Here is an 18,122-nt window from a genome sequence, read left to right on the forward strand (position 1 = left end):
GACCTGCCGCAGTGGGTCTCGCGGTGAAGCGGTCTCCCGACTCGAACCCCCGATGGCGAGCGAACGTTTCCGATGATCACGTTTGTCCCACAGCGTGACCGGGCGTCCCAATCTCTTTCATAAGCACGCGCAATTCGGCAGTAAGACAGAAAGTTCGAAGAGCTTCCAAGAACCAAGAACCCCTAGGCAAACCGAACGCGGCGGCGGACAATGAAGGTCACGGATATCTCGGCGGACATCCGCGTTGGCGCGGTCAATATCGTCGGCAGAAGAGCGTCCGAAAAGGGCTATCGGCGGCTCCGTCGGGTGAACGAAAAAAGAAGGGAAGCAGAACGTGTGCGATTTTTGCACGCAACATCTCGTAACTATCGGATTTTATTACTATTCCGCCCCGTCCATCATCGGAGCGACTGCAGGGTCGGATGCGTGAGATGGTGAATGTGATTTCAGCCGCGACGGAGCTCACCGGCGACGTCAACAAGGCGATCTACTGGTATCGCAATGAACCGATCGCCGACTATGGCCATCGCACGGCGGCCGAGCTCGTCGCCGGCGGCCAGGTAAAATTCCCGTTGACCAATCGAGGACTTCCGGCACCTTCCAGCGCGTGTCCCCGGTGCCGTTGTCAGCGATCCTCTGCACGGCGTCGATCAGTTCTGAGTCAAGTATTCTGCCATAGTCCGGACCGGTTACGGCTCGCAACTCGAGGCGTCCATTGTCGATTTCCAGCGTCTTCACCTGCTCTGCTCGGTGGTTGAGCAGACCGTGCTGAAGGTTGATCGCCGCGAGCGGGGCTGGAAGCTGCCGCAGATAGGCGGCTGGTGCGCCGACCAGGCCGGCGAGTAAAACTCCAATGCGTGGGGGCAACCGGGGCAAGCGCACCGGGCAGCATTAGCCTCAGGCGCTCGGGGATCGTCGCGACTGGCCTCGACGCGGATTAGCTCACTTTCGACGATGCGGGTCTTGCTGCGCTCCGACCGGGCCTTCACCGAGTTCCAAAGGTCGGTGAGCGACAGGTAGCGCTCGTCCGCCGGCCGGTTGAACCATTCTGACGACACGCGGCCAATGCGCTGGCCGCGGCCGACGTCGACCTTGTAACCGGCCCGCTCGTTGCCCTTGGGCGTGTGAATTTCCATCTTGGTCATGGGTGTCGCTCCTCGGCGGGCGCCGGGAGACTCTCTCCCGGACCTTCACCCGCCGCCGCGGCCCGCCCACCCTCTCCCTCTCCCGGCATCGGCGCGCCACAGGAAGCATCGGCATTGCGGCAGCGGCCGGGTCAAGGCTGACACCATGAGAGAAGGCACGGGCATCAGGAAAGTCCGAAGACCAAGCGCCGCTTGACCTTCCGGACGCGGCAGAATTCCGCTGTGCTTTCTTGCGCACCAAGACCGGGACCCATCCGATTTTGGGTAGCGGCCTGCTGAAATTGCACAGGCAATTTGTCTGATTGAGCAACTGCAAGTTCTCTTCGAGCTTAGCCCATACATGTATGAATTGATCCACGTCATGATACGCGAAGACAGGTATCGAAGTCGAAACTGAGAGAGTAATTGCATGTCGAGCAGTTTCATCCGGCCCGTGGCGGTGCAAATTGGCCGGCATGACCGTGAGCGCGTCATATTCGATGTGAACGACGCAGCCACGATCCTGCTGCGAAGTGTCCCTCGTCCGACGGAGAACCGAAAACTGGCTATGGATGCATGTCTTCAGGTTCTGCGTGGTGAAGCCCAGACGCCGGTAGCGAGACGCGCCTTCGTTACAGCGGCGTTAGAAGCGAAAATTCTGCGCAGCGACTGAGGTCCAAATAATATTAGCCTCGATCACAGTGGCAGCGGCGGATGGCCGGCGAGATCACCAAGTTCGAGTTTTGGTTCAAAATGCTAGCACCGCCTGTGCAGATGCTTCGCGCGGCTTCGAAACCACGAACGTGCCGGCCGGCAACGGCCGAAGCAGCTCTTCTTCCAAGCAGGTCCTGTCGAGCCAAGCCACCCGTTGATCGCGCCGCATCACTGCCACCTGTCGGTCGTGGAAGGGCGCAACGTCGTCGTTCGCCTCGATCGTCAGGATGGCATAAGCCTCACGCCAGTCACGTGTCGCCGGGCGCCAGATTCCGGCGAAAAAGACCAGTCACCGTCGGCGAGCGAGAAGCTATAGGCCTTGCCCCTGCTCCGGTGCCGGAACGAGGCAACGGTGACTGCGAAACGTCCTGCCCTAGCGCGCATGACGGTGAACGGCCTGCCTCCAATTTTGCTGGGCTGAAGGCCCCAAGGCAACTCTGCCATCTCAACATCGCCGCCGTAGCGCCTTATGATAGCGCGGCCTTCGTCGAGCGATGCGTCGGAATCGAAAACCATTGCACTCATCGTCATAACAAGAACACGGTCGCGCTGCAATGCGATCAAACGGAGGACTGATGTGCAACGACTATCGTTTGACGGTGGACGTCGCCGAACGGCATGCTGTCGCGTACAATCTGCAGCTGCTCTCCGAAGTTGGCTGTTGCGGTGCTGTGCAACTCGCTTTGGCGAAAATCACGGATGACGATCAGCGCTTGAGTGAGCGCCCGAACCGGTCCTCAATCCGCGACTGCAGGAACTCGAGCCCCATCGAGAGCAGCCAATAGATCATCGAGGCGGTGATGAGCATCTCGATGTGGCGGAACTCGGTCTGGCCCTGCGTGCGTGCGAGATACATGATCTCCCAGACCCCGACCACCGAGACCAGCGAAGAATCCTTCAGCATCGCAATGAACTGGTTGCCGGTCGGCGGTACGATGACGCGCATCGCCTGCGGCAGGATGACCAGGAACATCGTCTGGTTAGCGCTGAGGCCGAGCGCCGTAGCACCCTCGGTCTGGCCGCGCGAGATGCTTTCGATGCCGGCACGGAAGATCTCGGTCATGTACGCGCCGTAGCAAAGCGACAGCGCCATGATGCCGGCCGGCACGGCGCCGATCACGTAGCCAATCTGCGGCAGGCCGAGATAGATGATGTAGATCTGCATCAGCAACGGCAAGCCACGAAACAGAGAGGTATAGAAGGTCGCCAAGCCATAGACCACGCCGTTGCGGGAAAGTTTGGCGATGGCGCCAACGAAGGCGATGAGGGTGGCGATGGCGATCGAAATGGCCGAAATGTAGAGGGTCGTCACCACGCCCTTCGAGACGAGGAAGCCGATCTTCTTGGCGATGAACGCGAAGGACAGGTCGAAAGAATAGAAAAACAGCATTAACAACACGAACAGCTCTATCCACACCGCCACAATCTGCTGTTTGCGGCTGAGATACCGCAGCGCGTTCCAGTTCGCCGCCACGATCAATGCGATCAGCACCGCCGAGACCGCCCGCCCGATCTCAGGGTTGGCGGCGAGACACTCGACTGTCCCCGGAACAAGCTTGCCGAGCCAACTGGCTTTGATGCCGAGCCCGTACAGGCCGGCGGCGATGGCGGCGAGCATGAAGAACACGCCAACGCGGCGCGCCGCGTCCGGGTGGTTGAGCAACAGTCGGCCGATCACGTCCTCGATCTCCTTATGGTCAGCGGGCGCGCTCGCGCCACCAATCCTGCGCCTGCAGCTTCCAGTAGGTAAGTTGCGCGACTGCAAGTCCAGCCGGGCCGCCTGCCCAGGCAAGCCCAAATGGTGCGAACAGCCGGTAGCGGTCCGATTCTCCCAGTATGGCCTCGGCGATCAGCTTGCCGGCGATCGCCGTGGTGTTGATGCCATGGCCGCCAAAAGCCGTGAGGTACCAGACGCCCGGCTGCAACGCGCCGATTTGGGGCATCAAGTGGCGGGCATAAGACATGAGCCCGGACCAGGCGAGTTCGGTCTTGAGCTTTTCGAGCTGCGGATAAGTTGTGACCATCTCGCGGCGCAATTGCCACGCCAACACGCCCGGTGAGGCCGCCCGCGTGGTGATGCGCCCGCCCCAGAGCAGCCGTTTGCCGTCTTCGAGAATGCGGTAATAATCGCCAGCGCGACGGTTGTCGCCAACGGCGTCGGTTGTCGTAATCGCCTTGGCGATCAGGTCAGGCGCCTCCTCGCTCACCATGACGTAAGTGGCGATCGGCAGGAACGCCCGCTTCAGCCTGCCGACCAGTGGCCCGGTATAGCCACCGGTGGCAAATACGGCCTGGCGGGCGCGCACGTGGCCGCCGTCGGTGCGCACGATCTTTTCCGCGCCGTCAAGGTTGGCTTCAACGGCCCCCGATCTCTCGTGGATCCTGCCGCCCAGCCGTTCGATCTCTCCCGCAATGGCGCGGAGATAGTTGAGCGGATGCATGTGGAAGGCGCTGGGGTCGCGCAAGCCTTGGTAGTAGCGCTCGGAATGCAGCACCGCTCGCACCTGGTCGCGCTCGAGATAGTCGAGCCGATAGTTGAAATCCCGCGCCAGTTGCTCGGCATATGCCTTGAGCGCGGCGCCGCCATCGTGGCGAAGCACGCTCAACATACCGGAGCGCGGCCCTGCCGCCTTGATGTCGAGATCGCGGATCGTCTGCCGCACGAAATCGACGCCTTCGATGGACAGGCGGTGCAGTCTTTGTGCCGCGTCCACGCCGGCCATCGCGGCGATGTTGTCGGTGCCTGTGGCGAAGCCGGGATTGACGAAGCCGCCATTGCGACCGGAAGCGCCGAAGCCGATGCGCTGCGCCTCAAGCACGACGACCTGCTGGCCGGCGCGAGCCAGCTGCAACGCCGTCGTCAGGCCTGCCAGTCCGCCGCCGATAACGACTGTTTCGCACTGCGAAACGCCGCTCAGCGGCGGTCTGATGGTGTTGTCGGCAAGCGTGCGTCGGTAATAAGTGTCAGGATATGTCATGATCGATATGATGAGATGGCGGCACTAGAGCATTTTGAAGCCGGGCGGAGCCGCCCGGTGTCGCAGAAATGCGGTTGAACAAAACAGATGGAGCGGGATGTTCAATTTGAATGCATCCCGCCCAAGCTTCGTCCACGACGCTCCTCAGTCGGCGCTGTAATCCTTGCCGTACCACTCGGTAGTCAGCTTCGTGAGGGTACCGTCCTTCTTCATCTCGTCGAGAATGCCGCCGATCTTGGCATTCCACTCGGCATCACCTTTTTCCGCGATCACCACCAGTGGCTCACGGAAGGCATAGCCGCCTTCCAGGATACGCAACGGGTAGCCGTTCTTTATCGCGTTCTGAGCTGTCTGTTCTGGTGCGATGACCGCGTTGAGGCGCACGCCGTCACCGAGCCTCAAATCGTCGAACGGCAGCATTGAGTCGGCGAAAGTCCTGATCTCACCGGGCTCCAGCTTGTATTCGATGGGCGGCAAGCCGGGAGCATCGATCTCAAGCTGTCTGCGGACGAAATCCTCCGACGTGGTGGCGGTCTCGACGCCGATGATCTTGCCGTTAAGGTCGGCGACCGATTTGGCCGGGCTGTCCTTGTGAACCACGTAAACGTAGGGGCTGTAATAATAGATGCCTTCGAAATCGATCACCTTGGCGCGCGCCTTGGTCGGCGTCACCGAGCCGACACCCAGATCGTAGCGCCCCTGCCAATGACCGCCCGTCATCGTCGCCCAGTCCGGCGTGTCGAAACTGACCTCGACGCCGAGGCGCTTTCCGATCTCCTTCGAGACGTCGATGTCGAAGCCGACCAACTGATTGCTGTCGTCGAGGAAACTCTGCGGCGGCCAGCCGCTGTTTGTGGCGACCACCATTGCCTTCTTCGAGGTAACCCGGTCGATGGTTTCACCCGCCGACGCCGCAGACGCGAACGCTAGCGTGGTAGTGGCCAAGGCCAGCCACGCGATCAATTTCCTCACTTAAACCTCCCTCTTCATCGTTAGATATATGCGCCCTCTCCCATAGAGAAAGGGCTATTTGAGAGCGCAACATGAGATCGATCTCATATCAGACTAGGTACACATATCGACGAGGGGATCAAGTCCTTTTTCAGCGATTGGAAAGAAAACCCGGCCAGCTTTTATTTTGCCGGCAACGCGCCGACAATCGGCGGCTACAGCGACGCATCGGCGGCACTGTCGTGAAGTTTTCGGGACTTGCATCAAGGGCAGATCAGCCATCGTATCCTCCTTGGTGGCGTGAAGGACAAGACGCTCTGGACGTCGCTTATTTCTTGCGGTGGCCCGGCTTGAGCCCAGCCAGCAGATTGGTGATCCTGTCCGCCTTCCGGTTGCGGATCTCGGCCTCATTCTTGCGGCGCACCGCGCCGCGGACGAGCTTGGCGCCGAGATAGCGGAACGGCTCGGGCGGGAGCGACATCCGACGCTCGATGCCGACCAGCCCGCTGGCGCTCCAGCGATCGTTGCGCTCCAGCACGAGGCTGGCCAGTATCCGCCCGCCAATCGGCGTTTGCGCGATGCCGGTTCCGTTGAAGCCCATGCCGTAGAAGATGTTCGGATGGCCGCGCAGGTGATCGAAGACCGGAACGTGTTCGGGTACACAGTCGATGGGACCTGACCAGTCATACTCGACCCGCACGCCACGCAGCGCCGGATAGACTCTGTGCAGTTCCCGCACATTGTCACGGCCATGCTCCGGGCTGCGGTTGAAGCTGGCCCCGAAGTTTCCGGCGAACGCCAAATTGCCGCTGCCGCGGCCGAAGATCACCCTGCCCATGCTGGTGCGCTGGTAGTAGAGGACCTGTGCTTGTGAATCGCAGATTGAGGCACCATCGCGCCAACCAATGCTGTTGAGCAGCTCGGGCACGGCGGCGGTTGCGACCACTTCGCTGTCGATGACGTAGAGATGGCGGCGCAGTTCCGGCAGCGCTGAGAGCCATGCGTTCGCGGCAAGCACAACTTTCTCTGCCCGCACCCTGCCTTGTGCCGTTCGCAGCGTGCACGTCCTGCCGGTTTCGATGTCGAGGACCGGGCTGCGCTCGTGGATAATGACGCCGCGGGCCAATGCCAGCTTGCGCAATCCGATGGCAAGCTTGGCGGGATGGACCGTGCCGGCATTGGTCTCGACGACTCCGACATAGGATGCCGATGAACCGGTGCGGCGTTGAATGTCGTCGGCCGTCAGCGGCTTGAAACGGTTTTCTCCAACAGCCGCGGTCATGGCAACGGCGTTCTCCCAGGCGCCTTCCTGCGCAATTGAGCTCGCGGTCCACAGCCATCCGTCCAGCCTCAGGTCCATGTCTATGGTGCCGTTTTGCTGCAGCGCCTTCAGCTCCGCAATCGATGCCACCGTGTCGGCGCAGAGCTGTCGCGCTTCTTCGAGGCCGACGACGGCACCGATCTGGTCGATTTCGGCGAACCAGGAATGAACTTGGCCGCCATTGCGCCCCGAAGCTCCTGAACCGCATAGATCGGCCTCAAGCACGATGACCCGTGTTTCCGGCGCCAATTCACGGATGCGCAGCGCCGTCCACAGGCCGGTATAGCCCCCACCGACGATCACCACGTCGGCGCGCTCGTCGCCTCTCAACGGTGCGGTCGCGGTGTCGGCGCCGATGTCCTGAAGCCAGAAGGACCGGTCGCACGGAAGCGCCACCTTCGGCTGTCGCAGACGCAGTGTCGTCACGGCCGGGCTCCCTGGGCGTCGGCAATGAAGCTGGCATATTTGGCCGGCAGCCAATCTGGTATGGGACGCGGTCTCTGGGGAAACCCGCCGAGATGTGTGCAGGTCTGCGCAGCGGCGATTGAAGCCTCGTGCAATGCCTCCGAGGCGCGAAGGCCGTCGAAACGGAAGCCGGCGAGGAAAGTGGCGATAAAACTGTCGCCGGCCCCACACGTATCCACGACATCGACAAGCGTCGCCGGCGCATGCACTATGTCATTCGAGCCATCGTCAAAGTAGGATCCGCGACGGCCGCAGGTCAAAACCATTTGGCTCGCGCCGGCGGCCCTGAGCGCGGATAGCAATGGCTCGATGGGGACATCGACATCGTCTGGGCCGGAGGCAAACAGCATCGGCACGCCGCCGAGCGGCAGTGCCAGATGTGCCGTCGATACATCAATGCTGAACGGCACACGATCCGCGACCATCCGGCGGACAAGGTCTCTGTTGGCATTGGTGCCGAGATGCACCCAGTCGGCTGCGGCGATGATCGCATAGTGCTCCGGCGACGGCATGTAGCTCTCACCGACCCCGAAGGATTCGTGCAGGAATTTGCGCTCCCCGGATTCGTCGCGAAGCAAGGTGACCGCGGTGTCGCCGGGGCGACGTTCGACGTCATCCGGCGAAAGGCCGACGCCTACCAATTCGGAAAGTACCATGTCACCCTCGGCATCCTCGCCGACAGCGCCAAAATACCGTGCCGTCCAGCCGTTGCGCCGCCATTGCGCGGCAACGTTCAGGGCGTTGCCACCGACGGTAAGCAGACCGCTGGTCAGGTAAGCGTCGAGGCAATTATCCCCGACAGCGACAAGCTTCTTCAACGTCATGCCAGCACCGTTGCGCGATTCAGGTACGGCTCGATAGCGTTGAGGCAGCGCGTCCAGGCCCCTATCGGATCCAGCGCGTAGCATCCATTGCCGAACGGCTCGAAGGTGATCTTGCCCGCGTATCCGGCGCTCGCCAATTCGCTGACAAAGCGGCCGAGCGGCAGTATGCCGTCGCCCCACACAAGATGTCCGCTCGGCGTGCCGTCGACGAGTTGGACATGCGCAAGCCGAGCGCCGAACAGGTCTACATAGCCGGCCACCGTGTCGCCGGCAGTGGCCATGGCAACCGTGTCCAGCACAACATCCATGTTGTCAGCGCCGAGTTGGTCGAGCATGCGGCGCAGGCCAGCAGCGTCATTGATGACGTTGGTCTCGAATCGTTGCAGTGGCTCCAGCAGGCACCGGACACCGTTTCGGCCGGCATGCGCGGCGATCATGGCAAGCCCCTCGAGGGCGTGATCCCATGCCACCTGCGGCGCCTCGTTCTCGTAGCCTCGCCCCGGAGTCAGGAACAGGTAACGGGCGCCCAGTGCCGCGCAGATGTCCGCCGCGCGGCAGAACCGCTCGATGCTGTCACGGCGCAGGTCCTCATCGCCTGAGGCAATGTTGATCGGATATAGAACCTGCTCTGGCGTGAAGCACCAAGTGGACAAGCCGCTGTCGGCGAGCACCCGACGAACGGATTCGACCCGTGTGTCGGTGGCGTGGAAGAGGTCGAGATGCTGGGCAATCCCCCACAATTCGATCTCCCTCATGCCGAAGTCGCGGATCGTCCTGGCAACCTCATCAAACGGAAAGTGCTGAAAGCTGAAATTGGCTCCGATCAGCTGATGGGCAGCAAGCTGCGGCATGAAGGCTCCTTTCGGGAATTGTTATTTGCCGATGCCTTCGGCCAAGCCACGGATGAAGTAGCGTTGCGCGGCAAAGAACACGACCACGATGGGCAGGGCCGAGATCGTCATGGCCGCGAAGACCACGGCATAGTTGGTTCCGTGCGTTGCCATGATCGACGTCAGTCCAACCGGCAACGTCTGCACATCGCTGCCGCTCGTGAAGATCATGGCGAAGAGATATTCGTTCCAGGCAAAAAGGACGTGCAGGATGACACACGAAATGATGATCGGCCGGCACAGCGGCAAGGTGATGCGCCAGAAGATCTGACCCTCGCTGGCGCCGTCCATCGTCGCCGCCTCGTCGATGTCTTCAGGCAGATCCAGCATGTAGGCACGGATCAGGAAGGTGGTGAACGGGACCCGGAACGCCGTGTAGAGAATGATCAGCGCCCAGTAGGTGTTATAGAGACCGAGCGCTTGCAACATTTTCACCAGTGGTATGATCGCCACGGTGGGGCTGAGCATCAAGCCGCCAAGAACGATGGCAATAACCAGAGGCTTTGCCGGCATCTTCGTGCGGGTCAGGCCGAAGGCCGTCCAGGCACTGATCAGCACCGTGCATATGGCCGAAGCGACGGTCACCAGCACCGAGACTGTCACATATCCACGAACCCCTTGGTTCCACGCCTGGACGTAATTGTTCCACGACCAATGGACAGGCAGAGCGAAGGGATCGCCGAAGATCTGCGCATTGTCCTTGAAGCCGCTCAGCGCCATCCAGATCAGCGGATAGATGACGATCACAGCGAGGCAGACCAGGAAGGAATAGAGCAAAGTCGTGGCGATGGCCGACCATACAGTGACACGCCGGCTGCGACCGGCTGCGACCGTCGCACTCATAACTGCACCCGCCGTTGCTTCGTGTACCAGAGCTGTGCCGCGCCGGTGAGCATGGTGAGGACGAAGATGACGGCGGCAATCGCCGCGCCATAGCCGAAATTGTCCTCAATAAAAGCCTTTTGGTAGAGCCATGTGCCCAGCACCTGGCTGCTGTTGTTTGGCCCGCCCGCGGTCATGACCATGACCTCGTTAAACACCTGGAAGGCGCCGGTGATCGTGACAATGATCATCAGCCCCGTCATTTCCCGGGTCAGCGGAAAGGTGATGCTCCACAGCCGGCGCAGCGGACCGGCGCCATCGATCGTTGCGGCATCGTAAAGGTCGCGCGGGATCTTCTGGATGGCGATGGCAAACAAGAGCGTCGAGTAGCCAAATCCCTGCCATTGGCTCATGGCGATGATGGCATAGATGGCGGTGTACTCGTTGCCGAGCCAGGGCATGACGAACTGGCTCAGACCAACGCGGCTGAGCGCGGCATCCAGCAAGCCGATCTGCGGCTGGTAAATGAAATAGAACAGCAGTCCGGTCACGGTGATCGAGATGGCCGACGGCACGAAATAGATGGCGCGCCACAGACGGCGCCAGCGTTCGCTCCTCAGGTCCTCGATGATGGCCGCCAGCAGGAACGCGCCGAAGACCTGGAAGATAACGGAAATGATGGCGTAGAGGCAGTTGTTCCACAGCGCCAGCAGCACGACCGGGTCATGCAGCAGCCGGTCGTAATTGGCAAGGCCGACATTGGTGACCTCGCCGGTATAGATGTCCTGGTCGGTGGTGCTGACGATGAAATTGTCGACGATCGGATAGTAAACGAACCAGCCGATGAGGATGAGTGCAATCGCCGCCCATCGCAACGACGACAGATTGGCGAAGCGGGCCCGCGGCCTGTTTGGCCGTTGCGGCCTGGCGACGCCGCGAAGCACGGCGCCGCTCTCCATTGTGTCCGAGGCCCTTGCCATGGTCTGCTTTATTTGACTGCGGATGCGGCCTTGCGCACCTCATCCATCACTTGTTCGGGCGTCATCGAGCCACCTGCCAGCGCCTGCAGGCTGGAGAGCCAGACGGCGGCGACGCGTGGCGGGTTGGCCGTGTCCAACCAGGGCATGAGATAGGAGGCCGCGTTGATGTCCTTGAGACCATCAACGACAGCAGCGCTCATGTTCTTTTCCGAGGCGCCGCCGATGGTGGCGCTCGGCTGGCCGTAGGGTGGCGCTGACAGGACCTGCGCGTTTTCCTTGGAGGTCGCGAACTTCATGAAATCGATCGCCAGCGGGATGTTTTTGGACGCCGCGTTGATCATGTAGCCCTCCGGCGCGCCCTCGATCGACTTGGGGTCACCCTTGGCCCCCTCCGGCACGGGCAGTCTGAAAAACCCGAAATCGGTGGGTTTGAGGGCCGAATCCGGCGTGGCGGCCTGATCGAACTCGATGATCTCCTGATAATACATGGCCGACTGCGCGTTGGTGAAGGCCTGGAGAGCCGAGGCATAGGATGTGCCGTTGACGCCGGCGCCATCGGTGCAGCGCTCTACAAGCTGGCTGAACTGCTTGAGCGCTGCGACATAACCTGCATCGCTGTAATCGGCGGTGGCCGGGTCGAAGTCGCGTTCCAGTTTTGCCTGCGGCACGTTGTAGGCGAGCAACTGGCCCGCAAAGTGGATTGCCGGCCAGGCCTCCTTGTTGCCGAACGAAATCGGTGTCGCGCCAGACTTGCGAATGGCGTCGCAGCTGGTCAACAGTTCCTCGAAAGTGGCTGGCGCCTTGAGGCCGAGCTTGGCGAAGACCTGCTTGTTGTAGCCCATGAACTTGGCATCCTGGTAAAGCGGAATGCCATAGAACTTGCCATTGTATTCGAATGCCTTGACAGCGGCCGGAGAGAGCGTCTTGCCCCAGTCGGTGTCGGGGCCGATGACGGCGCTCAGGTCGACTGCGCGATTGCCGCGCACGAAGTTGCCGCCCCAGCTTCCTGTCCAGGAGAAGTAGATATCGGGCAGCGAGTTCGAAGCAACCAAGGTCTTCGTCTTGCCCTTCACGCTGTCGTCGCTCTCCTGGATGAGTTCGACCTTCACGCCCGGATGGAGCTTTTCATAGTCGTGCGCCAGATTGACGAAATAGGGCGACAGCTGCTGCAGTCCGAACTTGGTCAGGACCGACAGCGTGCCGCTATACTCGACCTTGGCGCTGGGGTCGGCCGCAACCGGCACTGAAGCGGCGAAACTGCCGACCATCGACAGCCCCAATGATGATACCGCGGCCAGTGTGACCGCCACGACTTGCAGCGAACGTTCCATTAGCAGCTCCTTCAGAGGTGAGAGTGGATCAGTATTCAACGCGTTTGTAGTAGCGACGTGTCGTCAGCGGGTGATTGCGCAGCACCTCGAGATGCGCGCTCAGCCGCTCGAGCAAGGTGGCAAGCAGGACCGGCGAGATCATGCTCCGCACCTGGGCGGAAATGCGCGGCAACTTGACCGAGGCCGCGTCGAGCGTACGAACACGGTCCGTGTAGCGTTTGGCAAAATTTTCGACCCGGTCGGCCAACGGGCGAAGCGCATCCTCGCCTTTGAACACGAAGACGCTGACGCCTGGCTCGACCAGTTCGAGCGTGCCATGAAAGAAGTCCGCGGCGTGCACAGGGCGGGTGCGGATCCACTGCATCTCTTCGAGGATGCACATGCCGTAGTAGTTGGCTTCGGGCCAAACCGATCCTGCGCCCGTGAAGATGTGATAGGTTTCGTCCTTGATCGTCCCCGCCAGTTCGGCGGCCTTGCCCTCGAACGCGGCTTTGGCATCGGCGAGCAGGCCCGGCAACAGCTTGAGCTCGGCGACGGTCGCATCGAAGCCGTCATATTCGCCACGTTCGGCCAGAAGCGCCAAGACGATCAGTAACGTCTGCAGGTAGAACGATTCCGATGATGTGTCGTCTTCGGCGAAATTCGTGAAGTTGTGGTCAGCTTCCCGCGCTATCGGCGAGTCCGAATGGCCCGTGAGCGAGATCGTGCGGACGCCCCGTTTTTTTAGGAAGGCCATGAGTTCGACGCCTTCCTTTGTCGTACCCGACAATGAAGGGACGACGACCACAGCCTTGCTGTCGAGACCGGCTGGCGGGTCAAGCACGACCTGTGCCGGATATGCCGCGCATACCGGGAAGGTGGAGTAACGCTGCGCCAATTCGATCGCCGGGAGCGTCAGGAGCTGCACGCCGCCGGTACCCATGAAAAACAGTCGCTCGACGCCCTCCGAAATCAGCGTGCGCATGAGCGAGCGCGCCTCGCCCGCGATGGCAACGGCCCCGCTCTGAATCCTTATGAAGCGATCTTTGTCGAAGTTCAGCATGTAGTTCTTCCTTGTACTCGGATGCGGTAGAGCCTCTATCCAGGCGCAAGGATCGAAGCGCCCGTCTCACCAGCCTTTGATCAGTCCCGGCCAATGTGAGATCGATCTCACATCCGGATAATGGCCATGCAATTCCGCGGTTGGCAAGCCCTTGCCGACAAAATTGTTGGTAACGGAGGAATCCCGGCGTTGTCAGCGCCTGCTGAATCGAGCAACCGAACCGCGCACGATCAGGCGCGTCGGGAACCGGATATGGCGAGGCGCGATCTTTTTGCCGGCCAACCGTTCCAGCAGAAGCTTGGCAGCCAGCGGCCCGATCTCCGAGATCGGCTGGGCCACCACGGTGATCTGGGGGTCGGTGAAGGTGGCGAGATTGAAGTCGTCGAAGCCCACCAATGACACGTCGTGGGGGATCGACAGGCCCATCGAGCGCAGACCGAGAAGTGCGCCCTGGGTCATCAGGCTGTCCACGGTGAACAGGGCCGTCGGGCGGTTGCGGCGGCTGAACAGGCGGATGGTTGCGTCGACGGCATGTTCGACGGTCGAGCGCGACACGCTGATCAGCGATTCGTCGAGCGCAATGCCATGCGATTGCAATGAATTCTGGTATCCGGCAAGACGTTCCTGCGCGGTGAAGATGGGCGACTCGTCGCGCAGCAGTCCGATCCGTTGATGGCCATTGGCGACGAGGTAGTCCACGGCCTCGCCCGCCCCGCCCTCATTGTCGACGACGACACTGTCGCAGTGCAGCTCTTTGACGACGCGGTCGATCAGCACGACCGGCGCGCCTTCACGCACCAGCTGGACGATGTGCTCGCTGTCGGTTGCGGAGGTTGGCGCTAGGATGAAGCCGCGGATGCTCAACGACCGCAGGCTTTCCAACAGCTCCTTTTCCTGTTCGACATTTTCCTCGCTGCTGGCAATCAGCAGGTTGTGGCGATGCTTGCGGAGCTCAACCTCGATGTCGTGGGCGATGCGTGCGAAGAACGGATTCTGGATATCGCCGGGCACGAAGCCGACGATCGGCAACTGACCGCTGCGCAGGGCCTGCGCCACGAGATTGGCCCGATAGCCCAGTTTTTCGGCGGCTTCCACAACCCGCAGCGCGGTCTCGTCGCCGACATAACCGTAGCTGTTGAGCGCACGCGCCGCCGTGGCGCGCGACACATTGGCCGCGGCGGCAACGTCCTTCAAGGTGATCCCTTTCTGCGTCACGGCTACTTGTCCTCCTGCAACCCTGACATTGATCGCATCGTGCTTCCGGCTCTGCGTTGCATTTATCTTGTGCGGCATATCCGCGAATTCTCAAACTTCCAACGCAGCTTGTGCACGCTCTTTCCTCAAGCGTCCTATCATCGATTTTGGAAGAAGTGCTGAAACTGCGAACTCTGGCCGGTCGGCTCACCGGCGGCGCCTTATCCTGGCTCGAAAAACCAGACAAGGAGTGGGGGCTCGTCGAGCGAGTAGGGCGACGTTTGGGAACGGAACCAATCCCAGAAATATTTTGTTGGTATCTTTGTTGGTACACGGTCGGCCGAGCACCAACCTAATAACCTGAGAAGAAAGTACAATTCTCTACGCTTCGAATCGGCCTCTGGTCGTTTCGTTGCTCCGGCTGTGTGGACGATTCTGGCGTTACAGCCAAGCCACCTAAATGGAGCAGGTCTATGGCTATCTGATCGGCCCTCGGGTTCCGCCACCGCGTCGAGGCCATCGTCGAAAAGTTCTCTGTTATGCAGGAGGACCTGGCCAAGGAACGCAACGCCACAACACGCCTGTGGGCCAAGCGGGAGACTCAAATACAAGGCGTAGTCGAGTCGACCGTCGACCGGCTACGGCCTGCCTCCAACTTCGCTGGGCTGAAGACCCCAAGGCAGCTCTGCCATCCCAAGATCGCTCCCGGAGCGCCTTATGATGAGACGGCGTTCATCGAGCGATGTGTGGAATCGAAAACCTTCGCGCTCATGTCCGCGCGAACAAAACAGGAACCCGATCGCGGTGCGATGCGATCAGACGGAGGACCCACGGAGGACCGATGTGCAATGACTATCGATTGACCGTGGATGTCGCTTCGATCGTGGAGGACTTCGCCGACCTGAAGATCAAAATCCGCTTCGGCGAAGGAGCGCCGAACCTCGAGGCGCGCGAGGACATCAAGATCACGGACGTGGCGCCGATCATCAGGACGATCGAGGGCGTCCGAGGCGAAGGTGATATGATGCAACGTCGCTGGAGCTGGCCGGACCAAACAGGCGGCCGGTCTATAATTTCCGTTCGGAGGGCCGAGAATTCACCTCCGGTCGCTGCCTGATCGTGGCGGACGGCTTCTACGAATTCACCGATCCCGAAGACCCCAAGAAGAAGCGCAAGGACAAGTGGCTCTTCACAAAGAAGGAGGAGCCGATCTTCTGCATCGCTGGCATCTGGCGTGAAACGCCTGAGGTCGGCGAGGCATTCACCATGCTGACGATGGAGCCAGGACCCGACATCGCGCCCTACCACGACCGGCAGATCGTCATCCTCGATCGCAGCGCGTGGGCGGATTGGCTCGACCCTTCGGTGTCGGCCAAGTCGCTGATCAAGCCTCTTTCACCCGGCACGCTGCAGGTAGAGCAAGTCGGATGGATGAACCGGTCGGCGACCGATGCCGATCAGGGATGGGGCACGGAACGCACCACCTGCCGGGCCGGCTTATCCTGCCGCTCACCTTGATACGAGACCTGACGCAGGAGATTGTCTTCAGTCCAGGTGAGATAGGTGACCTCGACCACCATTTCAGGCTTGACCCAATGGACGCGCGACAGCTCAAGCGGCGAGCCGAACCGGCTCTCACGTGGCGGTGGGACGTCGAGCGGCATTCGATCTACCTGAAGTGGTCCAAGCCGGCCAGCCAATCGCTTGAGCTCTGCAATCGTGATGCCTGTGCCGGCGCGGCCTGCGTACATCAGACGACCATCATAGGTGTAGTAGCCGAGAAGCAGCGAGCCGATATGGGGGCGGCTTCCAGTTGGATCGGTCCAGCCGACGACGATGAATTCCTCTCTGTTGAGACACTTTGACTTGACCCATAGCCCGCGATTGCCGGATGCATAGGCGCTGGCGATCCGCTTTGAGATAGCGCCCTCGAGTGCAAGCCGGCAGGCGTGCTTGCGGAACGCAGGCCCGTCGCCGATCACGTGATCGCTGAAACGCAGGCCAGGCATATCGGACGAAAACAGGCCCTCCAGTCGCGCCTTGCGATCTATCAGCGGCAGCTTCGCAATGCTTTCTCCGTTGAGAAACAGAAGGTCGAAAGCAAAGAAGACAAGATCGCCCGTGCGGCCTTCGACCATGCCGGCCTGCAGGCGGCTGAAGGAGGTGACGCCGTCTGCCCGAACGGCGCACAGCTCCCCGTCGACATATGCCTCTTTCACCGGGAGCGCGCGCAGGGCCGCTATCGTCGTTCGATAGCGATGCGACCAATCGAGGCCGGTGCGGGTAAGCAAGCGGATGTCGCTGCCGTCGATCCGCGCGTGCATGCGGTATCCGTCGTACTTGATTTCGTGAAGCCAGTTCGGGCCGTCGGGCGCTTCGTCGACCAGGCGCGTGAGCTGGGGCTCGATCCATTTCGGCGGATGCGTTTTGTTCGGCTTTGTGGGATTCACCGTCTTGCGCGCCAATTGAGATAAAGCGTCGTCATGCGGGCGAGACTACCACATGATAACCGCTGCAGCTTTATCGGAAATCCCGCGTTTTCACGTTGATGCGGTCGATGTGCTCGCAGGGGTCTTATCCCGAATCGGAGACTATGCCGATCAAACTGCCTAAGCCGCGGGACTGCCGGTAGAAAACGCCGCCGCGGCTCGGCATAGTCACGATCTTCGGCGTCGAGTCTCCGTTCGGGTGGAAAGCGGAAGGGCAGCTTTCTGGATGCCACCGGCGATCCCCTGCAAGGCAACCAGGAGGGCGTTGCCGATCAGACACTCTCAAGTTTTGGCGCGAGAATAAAATCGAAACGGGCCCGGCCTAAGCCAGTGGTGGCGGCTCCCTCGAGCTGTAATGCCGCCCGCAATGTGCGGACGGTACTTTGATTGAATTAATCAAAGATTCGGAATTTTGGTTGCGCATGACGGGCATGCGGGTAGAGCAGAATAGCCGTCGCCGAAGGATTGCCCCTAGTCTTCCTTCAAAGCCTCTGCCTCGTCTTTAAGTTTCTGCCAGTCCGCGCCATGCTTGCGAAGCAGCGCTCTGGCCTGTTTCGGAGAGACGTCGGTCACCTCCGCCAGGTGCTCAACTTCCAGTTCTGCGCCCTTCACCACGCGGCTTGTGTCGTTCGTCTTCTTGGCGACCATATTCTGCGCTCCTCGCCCATCGATCACAGGCAACGAGCGCCGGTGAGCATTGTTCCGGACCTATGGAACTATCTGCCCCCCGCATTGGTTTCTCGATTGAAGGGAGGACGATCATGCTAAAATTTTTACTTGGTTTTAGCGCGCTCTGGGCGATGTTCCAAATCGGTAGGGAGTTCGGCAGAGCCGAGGCAGAAGTCATGTTGTCGCCTCCCGTCGATTACGATCGCCATCGATCGACAAAGAGCGATGCGGAATACGGCGATCCGACCTGACATTGTCATTCGCCGGCCGCAGGTCGGGGATCTGATGCCGTAGAATTCCGGCCGGCTGAGGCGACGAACCTGACCGG

At 60.9% G+C, this 18,122-nt stretch carries 16 protein-coding genes and 3 pseudogenes; 4 read left to right on the plus strand and 15 right to left on the minus strand.

What is annotated here, in order from left to right; genetic code table 11:
• Positions 1-564 precede the first annotated feature (564 nt).
• A pseudogene (locus NKH57_RS22320) lies at positions 565-1,145 on the minus strand (hypothetical protein); the annotation flags it as partial.
• A gap of 409 nt (positions 1,146-1,554) precedes the next feature.
• Between NKH57_RS22320 and NKH57_RS22325 the strand changes: the two are divergent.
• A complete protein-coding gene (locus NKH57_RS22325) occupies positions 1,555-1,797 on the plus strand; it encodes a DUF982 domain-containing protein (protein WP_352947363.1) in 243 nt (80 codons plus the stop codon).
• 75 nt (positions 1,798-1,872) lie between these two features.
• Here the strand turns inward: NKH57_RS22325 and NKH57_RS22330 are convergent.
• The 12 genes and pseudogenes from NKH57_RS22330 to NKH57_RS22385 all read right to left on the minus strand — a co-directional run bounded on the left by NKH57_RS22330 (position 1,873) and on the right by NKH57_RS22385 (position 14,636).
• Positions 1,873-2,363 (minus strand): annotated as a pseudogene (locus NKH57_RS22330) (SOS response-associated peptidase family protein).
• A 181-nt stretch (positions 2,364-2,544) separates the two neighbouring features.
• Complete coding sequence (locus tag NKH57_RS22335; protein WP_023762005.1) at positions 2,545-3,516, minus strand: amino acid ABC transporter permease; 972 nt, start codon at positions 3,514-3,516, stop codon at positions 2,545-2,547.
• 19 nt (positions 3,517-3,535) lie between these two features.
• Positions 3,536-4,816 carry an NAD(P)/FAD-dependent oxidoreductase gene (locus NKH57_RS22340; protein WP_352486983.1) on the minus strand — a complete coding sequence of 427 codons (1,281 nt, stop codon included), beginning with the start codon at positions 4,814-4,816 and terminating at the stop codon, positions 3,536-3,538.
• Positions 4,817-4,960: 144 nt separating this feature from the next.
• The gene (locus NKH57_RS22345) at positions 4,961-5,788 is read right to left on the minus strand and encodes a transporter substrate-binding domain-containing protein (RefSeq protein WP_352486984.1); all 828 of its coding nucleotides are present in this window, start codon (positions 5,786-5,788) and stop codon (positions 4,961-4,963) included.
• A 307-nt stretch (positions 5,789-6,095) separates the two neighbouring features.
• Positions 6,096-7,514 (minus strand): NAD(P)/FAD-dependent oxidoreductase, encoded by a 1,419-nt coding sequence (locus NKH57_RS22350; RefSeq protein ID WP_352947366.1) that lies wholly within the window; start codon positions 7,512-7,514, stop codon positions 6,096-6,098.
• Positions 7,511-8,377, minus strand: coding sequence for a PfkB family carbohydrate kinase (locus tag NKH57_RS22355; RefSeq protein ID WP_352947369.1), 867 nt, complete (start codon positions 8,375-8,377; stop codon positions 7,511-7,513). The genes NKH57_RS22350 and NKH57_RS22355 overlap by 4 nt, the downstream gene beginning before the upstream one ends.
• Positions 8,374-9,228 carry a sugar phosphate isomerase/epimerase family protein gene (locus NKH57_RS22360; RefSeq protein WP_352947371.1) on the minus strand — a complete coding sequence of 285 codons (855 nt, stop codon included), beginning with the start codon at positions 9,226-9,228 and terminating at the stop codon, positions 8,374-8,376. The genes NKH57_RS22355 and NKH57_RS22360 overlap by 4 nt, the downstream gene beginning before the upstream one ends.
• Before the next feature lie 21 nt (positions 9,229-9,249).
• Entirely contained in the window at positions 9,250-10,110 is an 861-nt protein-coding gene (locus tag NKH57_RS22365; RefSeq protein WP_352834113.1) for a carbohydrate ABC transporter permease, read from the minus strand.
• Complete coding sequence (locus NKH57_RS22370; protein ID WP_352834115.1) at positions 10,107-11,069, minus strand: carbohydrate ABC transporter permease; 963 nt, start codon at positions 11,067-11,069, stop codon at positions 10,107-10,109. Before NKH57_RS22370 ends, NKH57_RS22365 begins: the two co-directional genes overlap by 4 nt.
• 8 nt (positions 11,070-11,077) lie before the next feature.
• On the minus strand, positions 11,078-12,400 hold the full coding sequence (locus NKH57_RS22375) for an ABC transporter substrate-binding protein (RefSeq protein WP_352834118.1): 1,323 nt from the start codon (positions 12,398-12,400) through the stop codon (positions 11,078-11,080).
• Between the two features lie 28 nt (positions 12,401-12,428).
• On the minus strand, positions 12,429-13,442 hold the full coding sequence (locus NKH57_RS22380) for an SIS domain-containing protein (protein WP_352947375.1): 1,014 nt from the start codon (positions 13,440-13,442) through the stop codon (positions 12,429-12,431).
• A 192-nt stretch (positions 13,443-13,634) separates the two neighbouring features.
• The gene (locus tag NKH57_RS22385) at positions 13,635-14,636 is read right to left on the minus strand and encodes a LacI family DNA-binding transcriptional regulator (protein WP_352947377.1); all 1,002 of its coding nucleotides are present in this window, start codon (positions 14,634-14,636) and stop codon (positions 13,635-13,637) included.
• 539 nt (positions 14,637-15,175) lie between these two features.
• Between NKH57_RS22385 and NKH57_RS33855 the strand changes: the two genes are divergently transcribed.
• A complete protein-coding gene (locus NKH57_RS33855) occupies positions 15,176-15,499 on the plus strand; it encodes a hypothetical protein (protein WP_502907329.1) in 324 nt (107 codons plus the stop codon).
• Positions 15,478-16,064 (plus strand): annotated as a pseudogene (locus tag NKH57_RS22395) (SOS response-associated peptidase); the annotation flags it as partial. The gene NKH57_RS33855 and the pseudogene NKH57_RS22395, both read left to right, overlap by 22 nt.
• A gap of 29 nt (positions 16,065-16,093) precedes the next feature.
• Here the strand turns inward: NKH57_RS22395 and ligD are convergent.
• Positions 16,094-17,101: a non-homologous end-joining DNA ligase gene (ligD, locus tag NKH57_RS22400; RefSeq protein ID WP_352834122.1), complete on the minus strand. Its 1,008-nt coding sequence runs from the start codon at positions 17,099-17,101 to the stop codon at positions 16,094-16,096.
• 495 nt (positions 17,102-17,596) lie between these two features.
• Complete coding sequence (locus NKH57_RS22405) at positions 17,597-17,773, minus strand: hypothetical protein (RefSeq protein WP_023762019.1); 177 nt, start codon at positions 17,771-17,773, stop codon at positions 17,597-17,599.
• 113 nt (positions 17,774-17,886) lie between these two features.
• On the opposite strand from NKH57_RS22405, the gene NKH57_RS22410 reads away from it, so the two are divergent.
• Positions 17,887-18,045, plus strand: a complete 159-nt coding sequence (locus tag NKH57_RS22410; protein WP_156938615.1) for a hypothetical protein — start codon at positions 17,887-17,889, stop codon at positions 18,043-18,045.
• Positions 18,046-18,122 lie beyond the last annotated feature (77 nt).

The sequence above is a fragment of the Mesorhizobium sp. M1050 genome, assembly GCF_040318715.1.
In the GTDB taxonomy this organism is placed as follows: Bacteria; Pseudomonadota; Alphaproteobacteria; order Rhizobiales; family Rhizobiaceae; genus Mesorhizobium.